Source organism: Isoptericola sp. F-RaC21 (genome assembly GCF_038593535.1).
GTDB lineage: Bacteria > Actinomycetota > Actinomycetes > Actinomycetales > Cellulomonadaceae > Isoptericola.
In genome coordinates, this window is sequence record NZ_JBCFYX010000002.1 from 49,747 (window position 1) to 66,381 (window position 16,635).

Genomic DNA, 16,635 nt, shown 5'->3' on the forward strand with positions numbered 1-16,635 from the left:
CGTCCTGCCGACGGCGAGACGCCGACGGGGGTGGAACATGGATCGGGACGACGCCGCGCGGCTGGCGCGCGGCCTCATGGCCGAGCACCGGCTGTCGGGCTGGACGTTCCGGTTCGACGGGGCGCGGCGGCGCGCGGGCCTGTGCCGCTACGACCGCCGCGAGATCAGCCTGTCGGGACCCCTGACGGAGCTGTACGACGAGGCGGACGTGCGCGAGGTGGTGCTGCACGAGATCGCGCACGCGCTCGCCGGCGCGCGGCACGGGCACGACGCGGTGTGGCGCGCGACGGCGCGGTCGATCGGCTCGACCGGTCGCCGCGTGGTGCGCGAGGACAGCCCAGAGGTGGAGGGCGACTGGGTCGGTCTCTGCCCGGCCGGGCACCGCGTGACGCGCTTCCGCCGTCCGCAGCGGCCGCAGGCCTGCGCGCGCTGCTCGCCCGTCTTCGATCGGCGCCACCTGCTGACGTGGACCTACCGGGGCCGGCCGGTGCCCGAGCTCGGGGATCCGATGTCGGGACCTCCAGGCGGGGCCCCGGCCCGCGTCGCGCCGGAGGTCGACCCGGCGGGCGTGCGGCCGGGGGAGCCGCTGCGGGTGGTCGCCCCGGGGCGGTACGACGGCGTCGTCGGCACGCTGCTGAAGCGCGGCCGGACGCGGTTCCATCTGCGGGTCGGCAGGTCGGTGCTCACGGTGCCGTTCGGCCTGGTGGAGCGCCCCTGACCGGCGTCGCCCGCGGGGTCGCACGGCCCTGACAGGGCCGTGACCTGGGGTTGTGCTTGCCCCGGTCGACGGGCATCATGGTCGCGCACCACCTGCTTGAATCCATTCAACCTCGGCGGCCGACGATGGCTGCCGAGGGCGGCTCGACGACGAGACCTCGAGGTGAGCACCAGTGACAGCACAGCACCGCCTTCCGCGTTCATCGATGGAAAGCGCTACCCATCCACCGGGCCGTCCCGCGGCGCGCGCCGCCTGCCGCGGCCTGGCCGCCGGGGCGACGACCGTCGGCCTGCTCCTCGCGGGCCTGTCCGCGGCCGCTCCCGCGTCCGCGGCCGTCCCCGCGCCCACCGCCGTCCGTGTCGCGCACGCCGTCGACGGCGCGCTGTCGATGCGGTGGAACGAGGTGGACGGCGCCACCGGCTACGTGCTCTCGCGCAGCGACGCCGTCGACGGCGAGTACACCGAGGTGGCGCGCACGGACGAGCGCACTGTCTACGCCACCGACGACGTCGACACCACCGCCGTGCACTACTACCGCGCGCAGGCGATCGGCGCCGACGGCGCGCTCTCCGCCCCGTCGGCCGCCGCCGTCGGCACGCTGGTCGGCGACGGTGTGGCCGACCCGGAGATCCCCGAGGGCGGTCTCACGCTCGACCTCGGTGACGGCGCCGTCGCCGACGGCGCGACGCCCGTCGACGCGGGCACGGCCTACGACGCGGACCACCGGCTCGGTTTCGTGGACCCGTCGAAGGTCACGGCGACCGACCGCGGCGGCGACGACGCCCTGCGCTCCGACCTGGTCACCGTCGGGGACACGGAGCTCGTCGTGGACCTGCCTGCCGGCGACTACACCGTCGGCGTCGTCGCGGGCGACCCGGAGGCGGCCACCGACATCGCGATCACCGCCGAGCAGATGGCCAAGGTGCCGGCCACCCAGAAGCCCGCCGGCGAGTTCCTCGAGACCGAGTTCGACATCGCCCTGGTCGACGGGCAGCTCAACCTCGACTTCGCCGGCGACGCGGCGCACCTGGCCGGCCTGACGATCACCCCGAAGCCGTCGCGCGGCGCGGGGGAGAAGCCCACCGTGTACGTGACCGGCGACTCGACCGTGCAGAGCTACACCGACTACTGGATCCCGCAGGCCGGCTGGGGGCAGATGATCGACGGCTTCCTCTCCGACGACGTGACCGTCGACAACCACGCCATCGGCGGCCGGTCGTCGAAGAACTTCATCAGCCAGGGCCGGCTCGACGAGGTCCTCACCCAGATCAAGCCGGGCGACTACCTGTACGTGCAGTTCGGGCACAACGACAACAGCTATGGCGTCGACGACCGCTACGCGGCGCCCGCCGACTACCGCAACTACCTGCGCACGTTCGTCGACGGCGCGAAGCAGCGCGGCGCCACGCCGATCCTCGTCACCCCGGTCTCGCGGCGCAGCTTCGACGCCTCCGGGAAGGCGAACGTCTCGTTCGGCGCGTACGTCGACGAGGCGAAGGCGCTCGCCGAGGAGACGGGCACCCCGCTCGTCGACCTGTCGGCCTCCAGCCGCGCGCTGCTGAACGAGCTCGGTCCGGAGGGATCGAAGAACCTCTTCCTGCACACGGCGCCCGGCGAGTTCGCCGACCGCCCCGACGGCACCGCGGACGACACCCACTTCCAGGCGAACGGCGCCTCGCACATGGCGCGCCTGGTGGCGGAGGGCACGCGGGCGCTCGACATCCCGCTGGCCGACGCCGTGTCCCAGTACCGGTTCGACTTCCAGCCGGCCGTCGGGACGACGCAGGCGGGCTACGCCTCGGTGGACGAGCGCACGCGCTACACCGCGGCGGCCGGGTACGGGTTCCGGGCGGACGCCGGTCCGGACGGCCGCGACCGTGGCCTGGCGTTCGACCCGGCGCCGACGTCGCTGCAGCGAGACTTCCTGTTGCCGAGCTCCGACACCCCGTTCGCCGTCGACGTCCCGGACGGCACCTACGCGGTGTCCGTCGAGTGGGGCGACCCGCTGGGCGTCGCGCGGCTCGGGGTGACGGTCGAGGGCACCGAGTTCGCCGCCCAGGAGTCGACCAAGGGCACCACGTCCACCCGCGAGCTCGACCCGGTCGTCGTGACCGACGGCCGCCTGGACGTCGTCGCCGACGGCTGGCTGAACGGGCTGACCATCACGCGGGTCGACGACACCGCGACCACCATCTCTGGAGGGGACCGATGACCGGACCACGCACGCACCGCACGGCCCGCACCCGCCGCACGGCCCGCCCGCTGGCCGTGGGAGCCGTGGCGCTCGGGCTCGTGCTGCCGCTGTGCGCGATGACGCCCGCGTCGGCAGCGGACGACGCGGCCGCCGCCGTCACCGGCGCAGGCAGCAGCGCGGGCACGACCGCGCTGAAGCGGCAGGCGGAGCGGATCGACCGCTCGCCGGTCGCCGTCGCCCTGGGCGAGGACGACGGCGTGTACGTCGGCTGGCGCATGCTCGGCGACGACCCGGAGGCGATCGGCTTCCACGTCTACCGCGACGGCACGCGCATCACCGACCGGCCGATCACCGGCTCGACCAACCTCACCGACCCGGACGGCACCGCCGGCTCCACGTACCGGATCAGCGCCGTCTCCGGCGGCAGCACCGTCGAGCGCTGGGCCACCGACCCGTTCACGGTCTGGGGCTCCCAGACGCTCGACGTCCCGCTCGACAAGCCCGCCGACGGCATCACGCCCGACGGCAAGGCCTACTCCTATCGGGCGAACGACGCGTCCGTGGGCGACGTCGACGGCGACGGGAAGTACGAGATCGTGCTCAAGTGGGACCCGACCAACTCGCAGGACAACTCCAAGGGCGGGTACACCGGCACCGTGTACCTCGACGCCTACGAGCTGGACGGCACGAGGCTGTGGCGCGTCGACCTGGGGCGCAACATCCGGGCGGGCGCGCACTACACGCAGTTCCAGGTGTTCGACTACGACGGCGACGGCCGCGCCGAGGTCATGACGAAGACGGCGGACGGCACGGTCGACGGCGCGGGCACGGTGATCGGGGACGCCGACGCCGACCACCGCAACGCGTCCGGCTACGTGCTGGACGGGCCGGAGTTCCTCACCGTCTTCGACGGCGAGACGGGCGCCGCGGTGGACACCGTCGACTACACGCCGCCGCGCGGCACGGTCGCCGACTGGGGCGACGGGTACGGCAACCGCGTCGACCGCTTCCTCGCCGGCACGGCCTACCTCGACGGCGAGCACCCCAGCGCGATCTTCGCCCGCGGCTACTACACGCGGGCCGTGATCGCGGCGTACGACTTCGACGGCGCGCACCTGACGCGGCGGTGGGTCTTCGACTCGGACGAGCAGGGCAAGCAGCACGAGGGCGAGGGCAACCACAACCTGGCTGTCGCGGACGTCGACGGCGACCAGAAGGACGAGATCGTCTACGGCTCCATGACGATCGACGACGACGGCTCGGCCCTGTACGACACCGGGCTCGGGCACGGGGACTCGCTGCACGTCGGGGACCTCGACCCGTCGCGACCGGGGCTCGAGGTGTTCGCCGCCCACGAGGACATGACGAAGTCCGGCAACGTCGGGGCGACGTTCCGCGACGCCGCCACGGGCGAGGTGCTGTGGTCCATCCCCGCCACGCGGGACACCGGCCGCGCGGCCGCGGGCGACATCGACCCGCGCCACGCGGGCGCCGAGGGCTGGGCCGTCGGCGGGGACGCCGCGTGGAACTCCCGCGTGGGCGAGCTGCACGCCGCGTCCGGCGAGCTGATCGGCAACACCATCCCGGCCGCCAACTTCCTCACCTGGTGGGACGGCGACCTGCTCGCCGAGATCGGCGACCACGACTTCGACGAGGGCCCCCGCACGGGCGTGCCGACGATCTCGAAGTGGGACTACGAGAACGGCACCGAGACGGAGATCTACCGGGCCACCGGCACGCTGTCGAACAACGACACGAAGGGCAACCCCGCCCTGCAGGCGGACCTGTTCGGCGACTGGCGCGAGGAGCTCGTGACCCGTACGGAGGACTCGACGGCGCTGCGGATCGCGACCACCACGATCCCGACCGAGCACCGGCTGCGGACCCTCATGTCCGACCCGGTCTACCGGCTCGGCGTCGCCTGGCAGAACACCGCCTACAACCAGCCGCCGCACACGTCGTACTTCCTCGGCGAGGGGATGGCGCGGCCCGCCGCCCCGGCCCTGGCGTTCACGACGCCGGCGCGGCCGGGGGAGAAGGTCGGCCGCTGACCTCGTTCGCTGGGTGAGCCTGCCGAAACCCGGGGTTCCGCTGGTTGAGCCTGTCGAAACCCAGGGCGGGTGCGGTGGGATGATCGCTCCATGAGTGAGTCCACCGCCCCCGCCCTGTCGCTGCCGAAGGGCGCCGCCGGTTCCCGCATCGTCGGCCTGGGACACCACCAGCCCGAGCGGGTCATGACCAACGACGACATCGCGCAGCTCGTCGAGACCAACGACGAGTGGATCCGCTCGCGCACGGGCATCGTCACCCGGCACGTCGCGGCCGACGACGTCACCGTCGCGGACATGGCGACCGCCGCCGCCCGGCACGCGCTCGAGGACGCCGGGATCGCCGGCACCGACGTCGACCTCGTGGTCGTCGCGACCACGACCGCCGTCGACCGCTCGCCCAACACCGCCGGCCGCGTGGCGTACGCGCTGCGCACGGGCGTGCAGCCGGGCGCCAGCACCCCCGAGGGCGAGGACGAGCCGGACCTGCGGGGCGTCGTCGGGCCCGCCGTCATCGACCTCAACACCGCCTGCTCCGGGTTCGCGTACGCCGTGGGCGTCGCCGACCAGGCCATCCGCGCCGGGTCCGCCCGCACCGCCGTGGTCGTCGGCGCGGAGAAGCTCACGTCCGTCACGGACTGGTCCGACCGCAGCACCTGCATCCTCACCGCCGACGGCGCGGGCGCGGTCGTGCTGCAGGCCGCCGACACGCCCGCCGTCGGCGCGGTCGTGTGGGGCTCCGAGCCGGAGCTGACGCCGGCGGTCGTCATCGAGCAGCCGGCGGGCACGTTCGTCCAGGACGGCCGCGCCGTCTTCAAGTGGGCCATCACCCGCGCGGCCGACCGCGCCCGCCGGATCGTGGAGGCCTCGGGCCTCACGCTGGACGACATCGGCGTGCTCGCCGCGCACCAGGCGAACCTGCGGATCATCGAGCCGCTGGCCAAGTCGCTGGGCCTCGAGGACCGCGTCGTGCTCGCCGACATCACGGAGTCCGGCAACACGTCCGCCGCCTCCATCCCGATGGGGCTGTCCAAGTGGTGGCACGCGGGCAAGATCCCGGCGGGCACCCCCGCGCTGCTCTTCGGCTTCGGCGGCGGCTTCACCTGGGCCGGCCAGGTCGTCATCACCCCGTCGAGGTAGTCCCGTGCCCCGCGAGGTAGTCCCGTACCCCGCGAGGTAGTCCCTTCCTCGCCGAGGTAGTTCCCCGGCCCGCGAGGTAGTTCGAGCGAACGAGGGTGGGGGCGGCGGCGCGGCTCGGGTAGGCTGTCGGAAACCGCTTACCCGACGTCGCCGTCGCGGCGACACCAAGGAGATCGACGATGCCCTCCGTCCCCGCCGATTCGACCGGTACCTCGACCGGTACCTCGACCGGTACTTCGACCGGCTCCGAGCGCCGCCGCTACGCCGTCGCGGGCGCCGGCCACCGTGCCGGCATGTACGTGAACGCGCTGATCGGGGACCACGCCGACGACGGCGAGATCGTCGCCTGGGTGGAGCCCAACCCCGTGCGCGCGGCCGTGCACGAGGCGAAGGTCGCGGCCGCGGTCGGCGGCGAGCGCCCGGTCTACCACCCCGACCACCTGGAGAAGGCGCTCGACGAGCAGCGGGTCGACCGGCTCATCGTCACGTCGGTGGACAACACGCACGCGGACCTCGTCTCGCGGGCGCTGCGCGCGGGCGTCGACGTCGTCGTCGAGAAGCCGATCGCCGCCACGGAGGCGGAGGCCCGGCAGATCGCGGACGCCGTCGCCGAGACCGGCCGGGACCTCACGATGACGTTCAACTACCGCTACTCGCCGCGGAACTCCGCGCTGCGCGAGGTCATCGCGTCCGGGGAGATCGGGCAGGTGCTCAGCGTCCACTTCGACTGGGCCCTCGACACCGTGCACGGCGCGGACTACTTCCGCCGCTGGCACCGCGAGAAGGTCAACAACGGCGGCCTGCTGGTGCACAAGTCCAGCCACCACTTCGACCTCGTGAACTGGTGGATCGACGCCGTGCCGCAGCGGGTCTTCGCCAGCGGCGGCCGCCGGTTCTACGGCGACGACGCGGCGCACGCGAGCGGCTACGAGCCGACGGCGGGGGAGAAGGCCCTCAACGAGCAGGGCGTGGACCCGTGGCGCATCGACGTCGACGCCGACCCGTACCTCGCGGAGCTGTACGGCGCCGAGGCGCAGGCCGTGGACGGCTACCGCCGCGACCGCAGCGTCTTCGACCCGGGCATCACCACCGAGGACACCCTCGGGCTGGTGGTGGAGTACGCCGGCGGCCCGGTGCTCACGTACTCGCTCACGGCCAGCGCGCCGTGGGAGGGGTACCGCGTGGTCGTCAACGGCTCGCGCGGCCGCGCCGAGCTCGAGGTGGTCGAGCGTGGGAGCGTCGTCTTCGGCGCGGACGGGAAGGCCACCGTCGACCCGAGCTTCACCGCGACCTTCGGCGAGGACACGGTGCGCCCGGAGGCCGAGCGGCTGGTCGTGCAGAAGCACTGGGAGCGTGCGGAGGAGCGGCCGATCGTCGCCGTCGGGCACGGCGGTCACGGCGGCGGCGACGCGCTGCTGCTCGCCGACGTCTTCCGCGGCCGCACCGAGGCCGACCCGCTGGGCCGCGCCGCCGGCTTCCGCGACGGCCTGCGCGCGTCCGGCATCGGCTACGCCGGCAACCGCTCGCTGGCCACCGGCGACCCGGTGCGCCTCGACGACCTGGGCCTCGGCATCGACCTCTGACCGCTCACCCAGGTAGCTCGAGCTCTGCCGAGGTAGTTCCTGGCCCTCCGGCCAGGAACTACCTCGGCACGAGATGAACTACCTCGGCACGAGATGAACTACCTCGGCACGAGATGAACTACCTCGGCAGGGTTCGAACTACCTCGGCGTGGTGGAGCGCAGCACGCCCGCCCCGGCGCCGGCGTCGACGACGGCGGGCACGGCGCGGGCGGGCAGCAGCCGGTAGCGGTAGTGGTCGGACGGCGCCCACCGGGCCTCGTCGGCCAGCGGGGCGTCGGCGGCGGCGTTGAACGCGCCCACCACGTCGACGGGGCGGCCGTTCACGACCGTGCCGGTCTCGCGCAGCATGGTGCCGCCGTAGGCGCCCACGGCCCGTGCGGGTTCGACGCCCGAGGCGAGCCGCAGCGCGTTGTTCTCCACGACCAGGCTCGACTCCTTGCCGGCGCCCCAGAAGTACTGGAACTTGTCGGCCGTCGACTGGATGTACGAGTTGTCGTAGACGTGCACGTCGCCGAAGCGGACACGCGGCGCACGCTGGCCGATGTCCTGGAACCGGTTGTGGTGGATCGTCACGCGGTGCTGGCCGCGGTCCTGCAGCCGCGAGTCGGACGAGCCGATGATCATCGTCTTGTCGTGCGACTCGAAGCGGTTCCACGACACGGTCACCAGGTCACCGCCGTGCGTGACGTCGAGCAGGCCGTCGTGGATCTCGAACGGCCGGCCGAACACCTGCGGCAGCGACGACGCCGGGTGATCGCCGTCGTCGAAGGTGTTGTGGTCCACCCACACGCCGGTGGACGTCCAGACCGACAGGTTGTCGTACGCGGAGTTCCAGCTGCCGAGCTCCCCGTCGGTGGGGTCCCACTGCGGGAAGCAGTCGCGGCCGTCCGAGAGGGTCAGGTTCCGCACGATGACGTTGTGCGAGTCGCGGACCCGCAGGTTCGCCCCGACGATCCGGGCGTCGTCGCCCACGCCCACGATCGTGACGTTCGACCCCACGTGCACCTGGGTCTGCGCCGCCTGCACCTTCGCCGCCGCGACCCGGGCGTCCTCGAGCGGGCCGGCGGGCTCGTCCGTGCCCCAGACGGCGGGGTCGTACGCGGCGATGTAGTCGTCCATCGTGAACGCCTCGCCGCTGCCCGCCACGGGCACCTGGTCGGCGAAGTCCTGGCAGTCCAGCGCCGCGCCGTCCGGGCCGGTGAACGCGTCGATCGTGCCGCGGACGTAGACGATGCGCGGCACCTCGAGCCCGCGACCGTCGTCGAGGTCGGCGCCCGCGCGGCCGCCCAGGGCGTCGCGGAGCTCGGCCCAGGTGTCGACGACGTACACCTCGGGGGCCGCGGCCGCGGCGCCGCCGGTGACCGGCGCGGAGTCCCGCGTGACGCCCTCGGGCGCGGTCGTGGTGGCGACCGACGCCCAGCCGTCCGCGCCGGGCGTCACGACCTGGCGGCCCAGGTCGGTGCGCGGGGGATGGCCGGCAGGCCCGCCGTGCGCCGAGGCGACGCCGGCGCCGGTCGTGACGAGCAGCGCGGCGGCCGCGAGCGCGGCGCCCGTGCGGCGGCGCGGGACCGGGAGGGGAGGGGACGGCAGACGCATGGCGAAACTCCTTCGTTCCGGCGGTACCCGGCCGGCGACGGTGCCGGCCGGGAAGCGTGTGGCGCGTCAGGCGGCCCAGGGCGCCCCGAGCTCGGCGAACGTGCGCTGCGTGCGCGCGACCTCGGCGCACCAGTGCTCGACGTCGCGCACCACGGGGTGCCGCTCCTCGTCCGTGCCCCGCCACTCGACGTGCTCGTCCGCGATCGGCGTCGGGTCGGCGCTGGTGCGCACGGCCTCGAGCACCCGCATGAACGCGCCCGTGTCGCGGACGTCGCACAGCAGGGGGCGCCGGTCGTCGGAGCGCGCGGCGATCAGGTCGTCGAGCAGGGAGGTGCGGCCGTAGGTCTTGTCCATCTGGACCGCGTCGGTGCGCAGCAGCAGCCGGTCGTGCTCGTACTCGAGCACCAGCTCGCCGCGGGTGCCGTGCACCACCACGCGCGCGGGGCTGCGCTCCGGCGCGCACAGCGTCAGGCCGAAGCCGTACCGTCGGCCCGCGGCGTCCTTGACCCGCACGGACGAGGTGTCGTCGGCCTCGATCGAGTTGGCGCGGTACAGGTCGGTGTCCACCCAGGCCACGTCCTGCGCGGTGGTCGCGCCGCCGAGGCGCAGCGTGGTCGCCACCGCGTGGGCCAGCGGGTTGGTCACCACCCCGTCGACGACGTCGCGGCCGTCGAGGCGCCGCCGGCCCGCCCAGGCCGCGCGCTTCCAGTAGGACGCCGTGCGCACCCACGTGCCGACGGCGCCCAGCCCCAGCACCTCGCCGATCTCGCCGCGGGCCAGCGCGTCCGCCGCGGCCGGCAGCGCGTGCGACCCGAACGTCTGGAACCCCACCTGGCAGCGGCGGCCCGTGCGCTCGGCCACCGCGACGAGCTCCGCGTGCTCCGCCAGCGACGCCGTCGTCGGCTTCTCCAGCAGCACGTCGATGCCCGCCTCCATGGCCGCGCGGGCCAGCGGCAGGTGGGTGGGGATGGGGGTGCTCAGCACGACGACGTCGACCCGCGCCTGCGGGGTGGACAGCAGGTCGCCGAGGGTCGGGTACCAGGGTGCGCCGGCGTCGTGCGCGTCGTGGCCGGGGCCCGGCTCCCGCGGGTCGACGACGGCGGCCAGCCGTGCTCGTCCGGCGCGCTGCAGCTCGAGGACGCGGCGCACGTGGGAGGCGCCGTGGCCGTGCAGGCCCACCACGGCGATCTGCGGGGCGATCCGGGTGGCAGAGCCGTCGGAGATCGGGTCGGTCATCGTCGTCCTGTCCGTGTCGTGCCGGGTGTGCGGGGAGGTCAGCGCAGCGCGGCCGCGAGCGCGGCGGCCTCGTCGTGGTCGAGCGCGCGGTCCACGAGGGCGGCCACGAGGCCCGTCTCGACGGTGCCGCCGGCGGGCACGACGAGCGGGGTGTCCCAGGCGAGCGCGGGGCCGGCGCCGGGGTACTCCGCGGCCCGCAGGAACCAGTGCCGGGCCGGCGAGGTCTGCGCGAGCAGCAGCGTCGTCGGGCGGTCCTCGGCGTAGGGGTCGTGGTGCTGCTGCACGTACGCGACCCAGGGCGACGTGCTGCCGTGGGCCGGGGCCTCGCCGTCGCCCGCCTCGGACAGCACCGCCGTGCTCTGCGACATCGGCGCGCGCCAGAAGACGCCGCCGTACCCGGCGCCGGGGCGGCCGTTGGTGGCGGGGGAGCGGATCTCCAGCGGCCCGAGCGACGCGTGCAGCGTGGTGCGCCACTCGAGCACCCAGGTGTCGTCGTCGAGGAGGCGGGCGCCGAGGCGGCGCTGCTCGTCGAGCAGGGGGTTGCCGTGCTCGTCGTCCCAGCGCACCGTGTCGTGCAGGACGTGCGGCGCGAGCGGGTCGACCTCCGTGTGCGTGCTCACCTGCCGCCCGTGATTCGGCAGCAGGGTCGGGCCGACGTCCGCCACGAAGGTCCGGCCGCCCCAGAAGCTGGTGCCGTTGACGTCCGCCACGGCGACGCTCACGCCGTAGTGGTGGCGGTGGTCCACGGGCTCGGACTCGGTGAGGGCCACGCCCGCCAGCGAGTGCACGGGGTGCAGGTACGGCCGCGGGGAGTGGATGGCGGGCAGCCGGCCGCCGTCGACGTAGCGCGCCAGCGGCACGCGGTCGCGCGTGTGCCGCAGCACGATCTCGTGCGGCTCCACAGACCACGTCGGCCCCGGGTCGACGACGTCGGCCTCCGGCGCGGTGGCGGGCTCCGGCTCCGTGACGACGGCGCGCGCGAGGGTGCGCGGCACGGGCCCGGTGCTGGAGCGCGCCTCGAGCCGGGCGGTGAACCGGGTGCTGCTGGCGGCGTGCGCGTCGTCGTCGATGACGGCGTGCAGCTCGCGCCACGCCTGCCGGCCCAGCTCGGCCTGGGGCACGGACACCGTGGTGAGGCCGGGGGTGGCGTACCGGGCGAGGTCGATGTCGTCGAAGCCGGCCACCGAGATGTCGCCGGGCACCGCGACGCCCGCCTCGTTGAGGGCGGCGAGGAGCCCGAACGCGACGAGGTCGTTGTACGCGACGACGGCGGTGGCGCGGCTGGCGAGCACCTCGCCCGCGGCCGCGTGCCCGGACGCCAGGTCGGCGCCCACGGGGAGCTCGACGATCTCGAGGTCCGGGTGGCGCTCGAGGGCGGTGGCGAGGCCGGTGCGGCGGGCCACGTCGGTCGCCGCGGCCCGCGGGCCGGCGAGGTAGGCGAGCCGGCGGTGCCCGAGGTCGACGAGGTGCTCGACGACCTGGACGGTGGCGTCCTCGTAGTCGATGACGAGGCTCGGCGTGGCCGGGTGCTCGACGGCGCGGTTGATCACGGCCGCCGGGCTCACCAGGGGCAGCAGCGCGTCGAGGGCGGCGCCCGGCATCCGCGGCGCGACCAGGATGAGCGCGTCGCAGCGCATGCGCGCCTCGCGGGCGATGGCCGCCTCCTCCGAGGGGTCCTCGGCGGCGTCGGCCACGAGCACCCGGTAGCCGTCCTCCGCGGCGGCGGACGTCACGCCCCGCAGGATCTGCTGGAAGACCGGGTTGCCCAGGTCGGGCACGACGAGCGCGACGGTCTCGGTGCGGCCGAGGGACAGGCTGCGCGCCACGTTGCTGGGGCGGTAGTTCAGGTCGATCGCCGCCTCCTGCACGCGCGCGGCGATGGCGGGGTCGACGGTGCTGCGACCGTTCATCACGCGGGAGACGGTGGCGCGCGAGACGCCCGCGGCGGCGGCGACGTCCGCGATGGTGACGGACGGGCGCCGGACGTTCAGCTCAGGCATCGATGCCTCCTCGGGCTCACGAGCCGACCGTACACCATTGGAAACCGGTTCCTCCCGTGGTACGTTCCCGAGAAGCAACCGGTTTCCAGGTGCAGGAGCCCCCGGAGACCTCGGATCGACGAAGATCGGGAGGCCGGCGATGACGCCCACCACCACGCCGATCGGCACCGTGAGAGGCACGGTGCCGAGATGGCGGTGATCCAGGAGGTGGCCCGCACCCGCGGGGCGGCCCCGGAGCGGCGCAAGGGCGACGGCAAGGCCGCGGCGCTCTTCCTCGCCCCGTGGTTCGTGGGCCTGATCCTCATCACGGCCTTCCCGCTGGTCGCGTCCCTCTACCTGTCCTTCACGGACTACAGCCTGCTCGAGGCCCCGGGCTGGATCGGGCTCGAGAACTACACGCGGATGTTCTCCGACCCGCGGTTCTTCCAGGCCCTCAAGGTCACGTTCACCTACGTGCTCGTCTCCGTGCCGCTGCAGCTGGCGGCCGCGCTCGCGCTCGCCATGGTGCTCGACAAGGGCCTGCGCGGCCTGGCCTTCTACCGGTCCGTGTACTACCTGCCGTCCCTGCTCGGCGGCAGCGTGGCCATCGCCATCCTGTGGCGCCAGGTGTTCGGGGCCGACGGCCTCGTCAACCAGGTCCTCGGGTTCTTCGGGATCGAGGGCGTCGGCTGGGTCTCGCACCCCGACTACGCGCTCGGCACCCTGATGGTGCTGAACGTCTGGACGTTCGGCGCGCCGATGATCATCTTCCTGGCCGGCCTGCGGCAGATCCCCGCCATGTACTACGAGGCCGCGTCGATCGACGGGGCGGGCCCGTGGCGGCGGTTCCGCAGCATCACGGTGCCCCTGCTCACGCCGATCATCTTCTTCAACCTGGTGCTGCAGCTCATCGGGGCCTTCCAGTCCTTCACGCAGGCCTTCATCGTCAGCGGGGGGACGGGCGGCCCGGTCGACTCGACCCTCTTCTACACGCTGTACCTCTACGAGAAGGGCTTCGGCTCGTACCAGATGGGGTACGCGTCGGCGATGGCCTGGTTCCTGCTGCTCGTCGTGGCGGGCATGACCGCCGTGAACTTCCTCGCCTCCAAGTTCTGGGTCTTCTACGATGACTGACGCTCCCGCGCGCACCGAGCCGCGCCCCGCCTCCGCCCGCCCCACGCTCACCGAGGTGGCCGCGAGCTACCCCGAGCGCCGCCCGCCGCGCGGTCGCGCCTGGGCCGCCGTGCGCCGCGTGCTCCGGCACGTCGCGCTGATCGCCTTCGGGCTCGTCATGCTCTACCCGCTGCTGTGGATGCTGGCGAGCTCGTTCAAGCCGACCGAGCTCATCTTCCGCGAGCCGGGGCTGATCCCCACCGAGTGGGACTTCGGCAACTACACCGACGGCTGGAACGCGCTGCTCGACCCGTTCGGCCACTACCTGCTGAACTCGGCGATCGTCGTGCTCGGCTCGGTGCTCGGCAACCTGATCTCGTGCTCGATGGCGGCCTACGCGTTCGCCCGGCTGAAGTTCCGCGGCCGCAACCTGTGGTTCGCCGTCATGCTCATGTCGATCATGCTGCCGATCCACGTCATCATCGTGCCGCAGTACATCCTGTTCTCGTCGCTGTCGTGGATCAACACGTTCCTGCCGCTCATCGTGCCGAAGCTGCTGGCCACCGACGCGTTCTTCGTCTTCCTCATGGTGCAGTTCTTCCGCGGCATCCCGAAGGACCTCGACGAGGCGGCCCGGCTCGACGGCTGCGGGCACGTGCGCATCTTCCTGCGGATCATGCTGCCGCTGTCGCTGCCGGCGCTCGCCACCACCGCGATCTTCACGTTCATCTGGACGTGGAACGACTTCTTCAGCCAGCTCATCTTCCTGACGAAGCCGGACATGTACACCGTGCCCATCGCGCTGCGGACCTTCGTGGACGCGACGAGCAACAGCTCGTGGGGTCCGCTGTTCGCGATGTCGATCGTCTCGCTGATCCCCGTGTTCCTCGTCTTCCTGTTCGGCCAGAAGTACCTCGTCAAGGGCATCGCCACCACCGGCATCAAGTAGCCCGCCGCCACCCCCACCGCACGGTCCGCACCGTCGTTCGAAGGAGAACCTCATGCGAGTCACAGCCACCCGGGCGACGCGACGCCGCGGCGCCGCGCTCGTCGCCCTCACCGCCGCCGGGGCGCTCGCCCTCACCGCCTGTTCCGGGGGCGACTCCGGCATCGTGCCGTCCGACGAGGGCGGCGACGACGGCGGGAACGTCGAGATCCGCTTCGCGTGGTGGGGGTCGGACGACCGGCACAAGACCACCCAGCAGATCATCGACCTGTTCGAGGAGAAGAACCCCGGCATCACCGTCGTGCCGGACTACACCGACTGGGACGGCTACTGGGACAAGCTCGCCACCGCCACGGCCGGCGGCGACACCCCGGACGTCATCACCCAGGAGGAGCGGTACCTGTCCGACTACGCGTCGCGCGGGGTCATCGGCGAGATGACCGGCGTCGACACGTCGAAGATCGCCGACGACATCCTCAGCACGGGCGAGGTCGACGGCAAGCTCGTCGGCATCCCGACCGGCGTCAACGCGTACGCGATGGTCGCCGACCCGCAGATCTTCGCCGACGCCGGCGTCGACATGCCGGACGACAAGACCTGGACGTGGGACGACTACGTCGACATCGCCGGCAAGATCTCGAAGGGCGCCGGCGACGGCGTCTGGGGCGCGCAGGACTACGGCTTCAACGAGGCGGGCCTCAACGTGCTGGCCCGGCAGAAGGGCGAGACCCTCTACAACGAGGACGGCACGCTCGGCGTCTCGAAGGAGACCGTCGCCGAGTTCTTCCAGACGTCGCTCGACCTCATGGCGAACGGCGGCCAGCCCGACGCCTCGCGGTCGGTGGAGTACCAGAACGCCGGGCCCGAGGGCTCGCTCCTCGGCACCAACGCCGGCGCGATGGGCGTGTGGTGGTCCAACCAGCTCGGTGCGCTCTCCGACGCCTCCGGGCACGAGCTCGAGCTGCTGCGGCTGCCCGGCGAGTCGCAGTTCGACCGCACCGGCATGTACTTCAAGCCCGCCATGTACTACTCGATCTCCGCGAAGACGAAGCACCCCGAGGAGTCGGCCAAGCTCGTCGACTTCCTGCTCAACGACCCGGAGGTCGCCAAGCTGCAGCTCACCGACCGCGGCCTGCCGGCCAACGAGTCCGTGCGCGAGGCGATCCTGCCCGACCTGACGGCGGCGGACCAGAAGGTCGCCGACTTCATGGCCGACCTGGAGCCCGACATCGTCGACAACCCGGCCGTGCCGCCGAGCGGCGCGAACGAGATCCAGGACATCATGATCCGCATCAACACCGAGGTGCTGTTCGAGCGGATGACGCCGGACGAGGCGGCCGACGCCTTCCTCAAGGACGTCGGGGCCGCGATCGGCGGCTGACGCCGCAGGCCACCGCGAGAACGGGACTCGTCCCGCCGTCCTTCAGGGCGGCGGGACGAGTCCCTTCTCGTGCGCCGCGGCGGACGGCGCAGGTCTGGTCCGGCCGGGGCCGGTCAGGCCGGGTCGACGACGCGCGCGACGACGGCGCACCGGTCGTCGCCCGGCGCGGCGCCCGTGGCGGCGCGCGTCAGCAGGTGGCGCAGTGCGTCGCGCTCGGCGTCGTCCAGCCCGGCGAGGAGCTCGTCCTCGGCCGTGCGCACCCGGGCGTCGAGGTCGGCCAGGACGGCGAGGCCGTGCTCGGTCGGGACGATGCGGCGCGCGCGCCGGTCCGCCGGGTCGGGCCGCCGCTCGACGAGGCCGCAGCCGGCCAGCTCGTCGAGCAGGTACGTCATCACGGTGCGGTCGATGCCGAGGCGCGCGGCGAGCGCCGCCTGCGTGGGCGGGGCGTCGTGGGTCACGGCGGCGAGCACCTCGTAGCCGCGGCCCCCGTGCGGGACGTCGGCGCACGCGGCGGCGACGCGGGCGCTCCACTCGCGCAGCAGCGCGGCGAGCGACCAGCCCAGCGGCGACGGCGCGTCCGGCGCGTCGGTGGGCTTGCCGTCGTCGCTCACAGGGTCGGTGGTGGTGCTCACCCCGCCATCGTAGAGGAATGCGCGGACGAGAAGAAGAGTTGCGGCTGATATCGTCTGTGGAGCAGACGA

The 16,635-nt window shown here is 73.3% G+C and carries 12 protein-coding genes; 8 read left to right on the forward strand and 4 right to left on the reverse strand.

Translation table 11 applies throughout. The annotated features are described in order from the left end of the window. The first annotated feature begins 37 nt into the window (after positions 1-37). The 5 genes from AAG589_RS05580 to AAG589_RS05600 all read left to right on the forward strand — a co-directional run bounded on the left by AAG589_RS05580 (position 38) and on the right by AAG589_RS05600 (position 7,683). Entirely contained in the window at positions 38-718 is a 681-nt protein-coding gene (locus tag AAG589_RS05580; RefSeq protein ID WP_430566282.1) for a SprT-like domain-containing protein, read from the forward strand. 205 nt (positions 719-923) lie between these two features. Beyond that, complete coding sequence (locus AAG589_RS05585) at positions 924-2,930, forward strand: rhamnogalacturonan acetylesterase (protein ID WP_430566283.1); 2,007 nt, start codon at positions 924-926, stop codon at positions 2,928-2,930. Next, positions 2,927-4,963, forward strand: coding sequence for a rhamnogalacturonan lyase (locus AAG589_RS05590; RefSeq protein ID WP_430566284.1), 2,037 nt, complete (start codon positions 2,927-2,929; stop codon positions 4,961-4,963). Before AAG589_RS05585 ends, AAG589_RS05590 begins: the two co-directional genes overlap by 4 nt. A 90-nt stretch (positions 4,964-5,053) precedes the next feature. Further along, positions 5,054-6,100, forward strand: a complete 1,047-nt coding sequence (locus AAG589_RS05595) for a beta-ketoacyl-ACP synthase III (protein ID WP_430566285.1) — start codon at positions 5,054-5,056, stop codon at positions 6,098-6,100. A 179-nt stretch (positions 6,101-6,279) separates the two neighbouring features. After that, complete coding sequence (locus AAG589_RS05600; RefSeq protein WP_430566286.1) at positions 6,280-7,683, forward strand: Gfo/Idh/MocA family oxidoreductase; 1,404 nt, start codon at positions 6,280-6,282, stop codon at positions 7,681-7,683. A 138-nt stretch (positions 7,684-7,821) separates the two neighbouring features. On the opposite strand, the gene AAG589_RS05605 is transcribed toward AAG589_RS05600, so the two are convergent. From AAG589_RS05605 to AAG589_RS05615, 3 genes are all read right to left on the reverse strand, one after another. Further along, positions 7,822-9,279: a pectate lyase family protein gene (locus tag AAG589_RS05605; RefSeq protein ID WP_430566287.1), complete on the reverse strand. Its 1,458-nt coding sequence runs from the start codon at positions 9,277-9,279 to the stop codon at positions 7,822-7,824. A gap of 66 nt (positions 9,280-9,345) precedes the next feature. Continuing rightward, positions 9,346-10,515: a Gfo/Idh/MocA family protein gene (locus AAG589_RS05610; RefSeq protein WP_430566288.1), complete on the reverse strand. Its 1,170-nt coding sequence runs from the start codon at positions 10,513-10,515 to the stop codon at positions 9,346-9,348. 38 nt (positions 10,516-10,553) lie between these two features. Beyond that, positions 10,554-12,515: a DUF6807 family protein gene (locus AAG589_RS05615; protein WP_430566289.1), complete on the reverse strand. Its 1,962-nt coding sequence runs from the start codon at positions 12,513-12,515 to the stop codon at positions 10,554-10,556. 189 nt (positions 12,516-12,704) lie between these two features. Between AAG589_RS05615 and AAG589_RS05620 the strand changes: the two genes are divergently transcribed. The 3 genes from AAG589_RS05620 to AAG589_RS05630 are packed head-to-tail and all read left to right on the forward strand — an operon-like array spanning position 12,705 to position 15,934. Beyond that, a complete protein-coding gene (locus tag AAG589_RS05620; RefSeq protein ID WP_430566290.1) occupies positions 12,705-13,628 on the forward strand; it encodes a carbohydrate ABC transporter permease in 924 nt (307 codons plus the stop codon). Next, positions 13,621-14,556, forward strand: a complete 936-nt coding sequence (locus AAG589_RS05625; protein ID WP_430566291.1) for a carbohydrate ABC transporter permease — start codon at positions 13,621-13,623, stop codon at positions 14,554-14,556. Before AAG589_RS05620 ends, AAG589_RS05625 begins: the two co-directional genes overlap by 8 nt. A 52-nt stretch (positions 14,557-14,608) precedes the next feature. Then, on the forward strand, positions 14,609-15,934 hold the full coding sequence (locus AAG589_RS05630) for an ABC transporter substrate-binding protein (RefSeq protein WP_430566292.1): 1,326 nt from the start codon (positions 14,609-14,611) through the stop codon (positions 15,932-15,934). 113 nt (positions 15,935-16,047) lie between these two features. On the opposite strand, the gene AAG589_RS05635 is transcribed toward AAG589_RS05630, so the two are convergent. Next, entirely contained in the window at positions 16,048-16,566 is a 519-nt protein-coding gene (locus tag AAG589_RS05635) for a MarR family winged helix-turn-helix transcriptional regulator (protein WP_430566293.1), read from the reverse strand. Between the last annotated feature and the right edge of the window lie 69 nt (positions 16,567-16,635).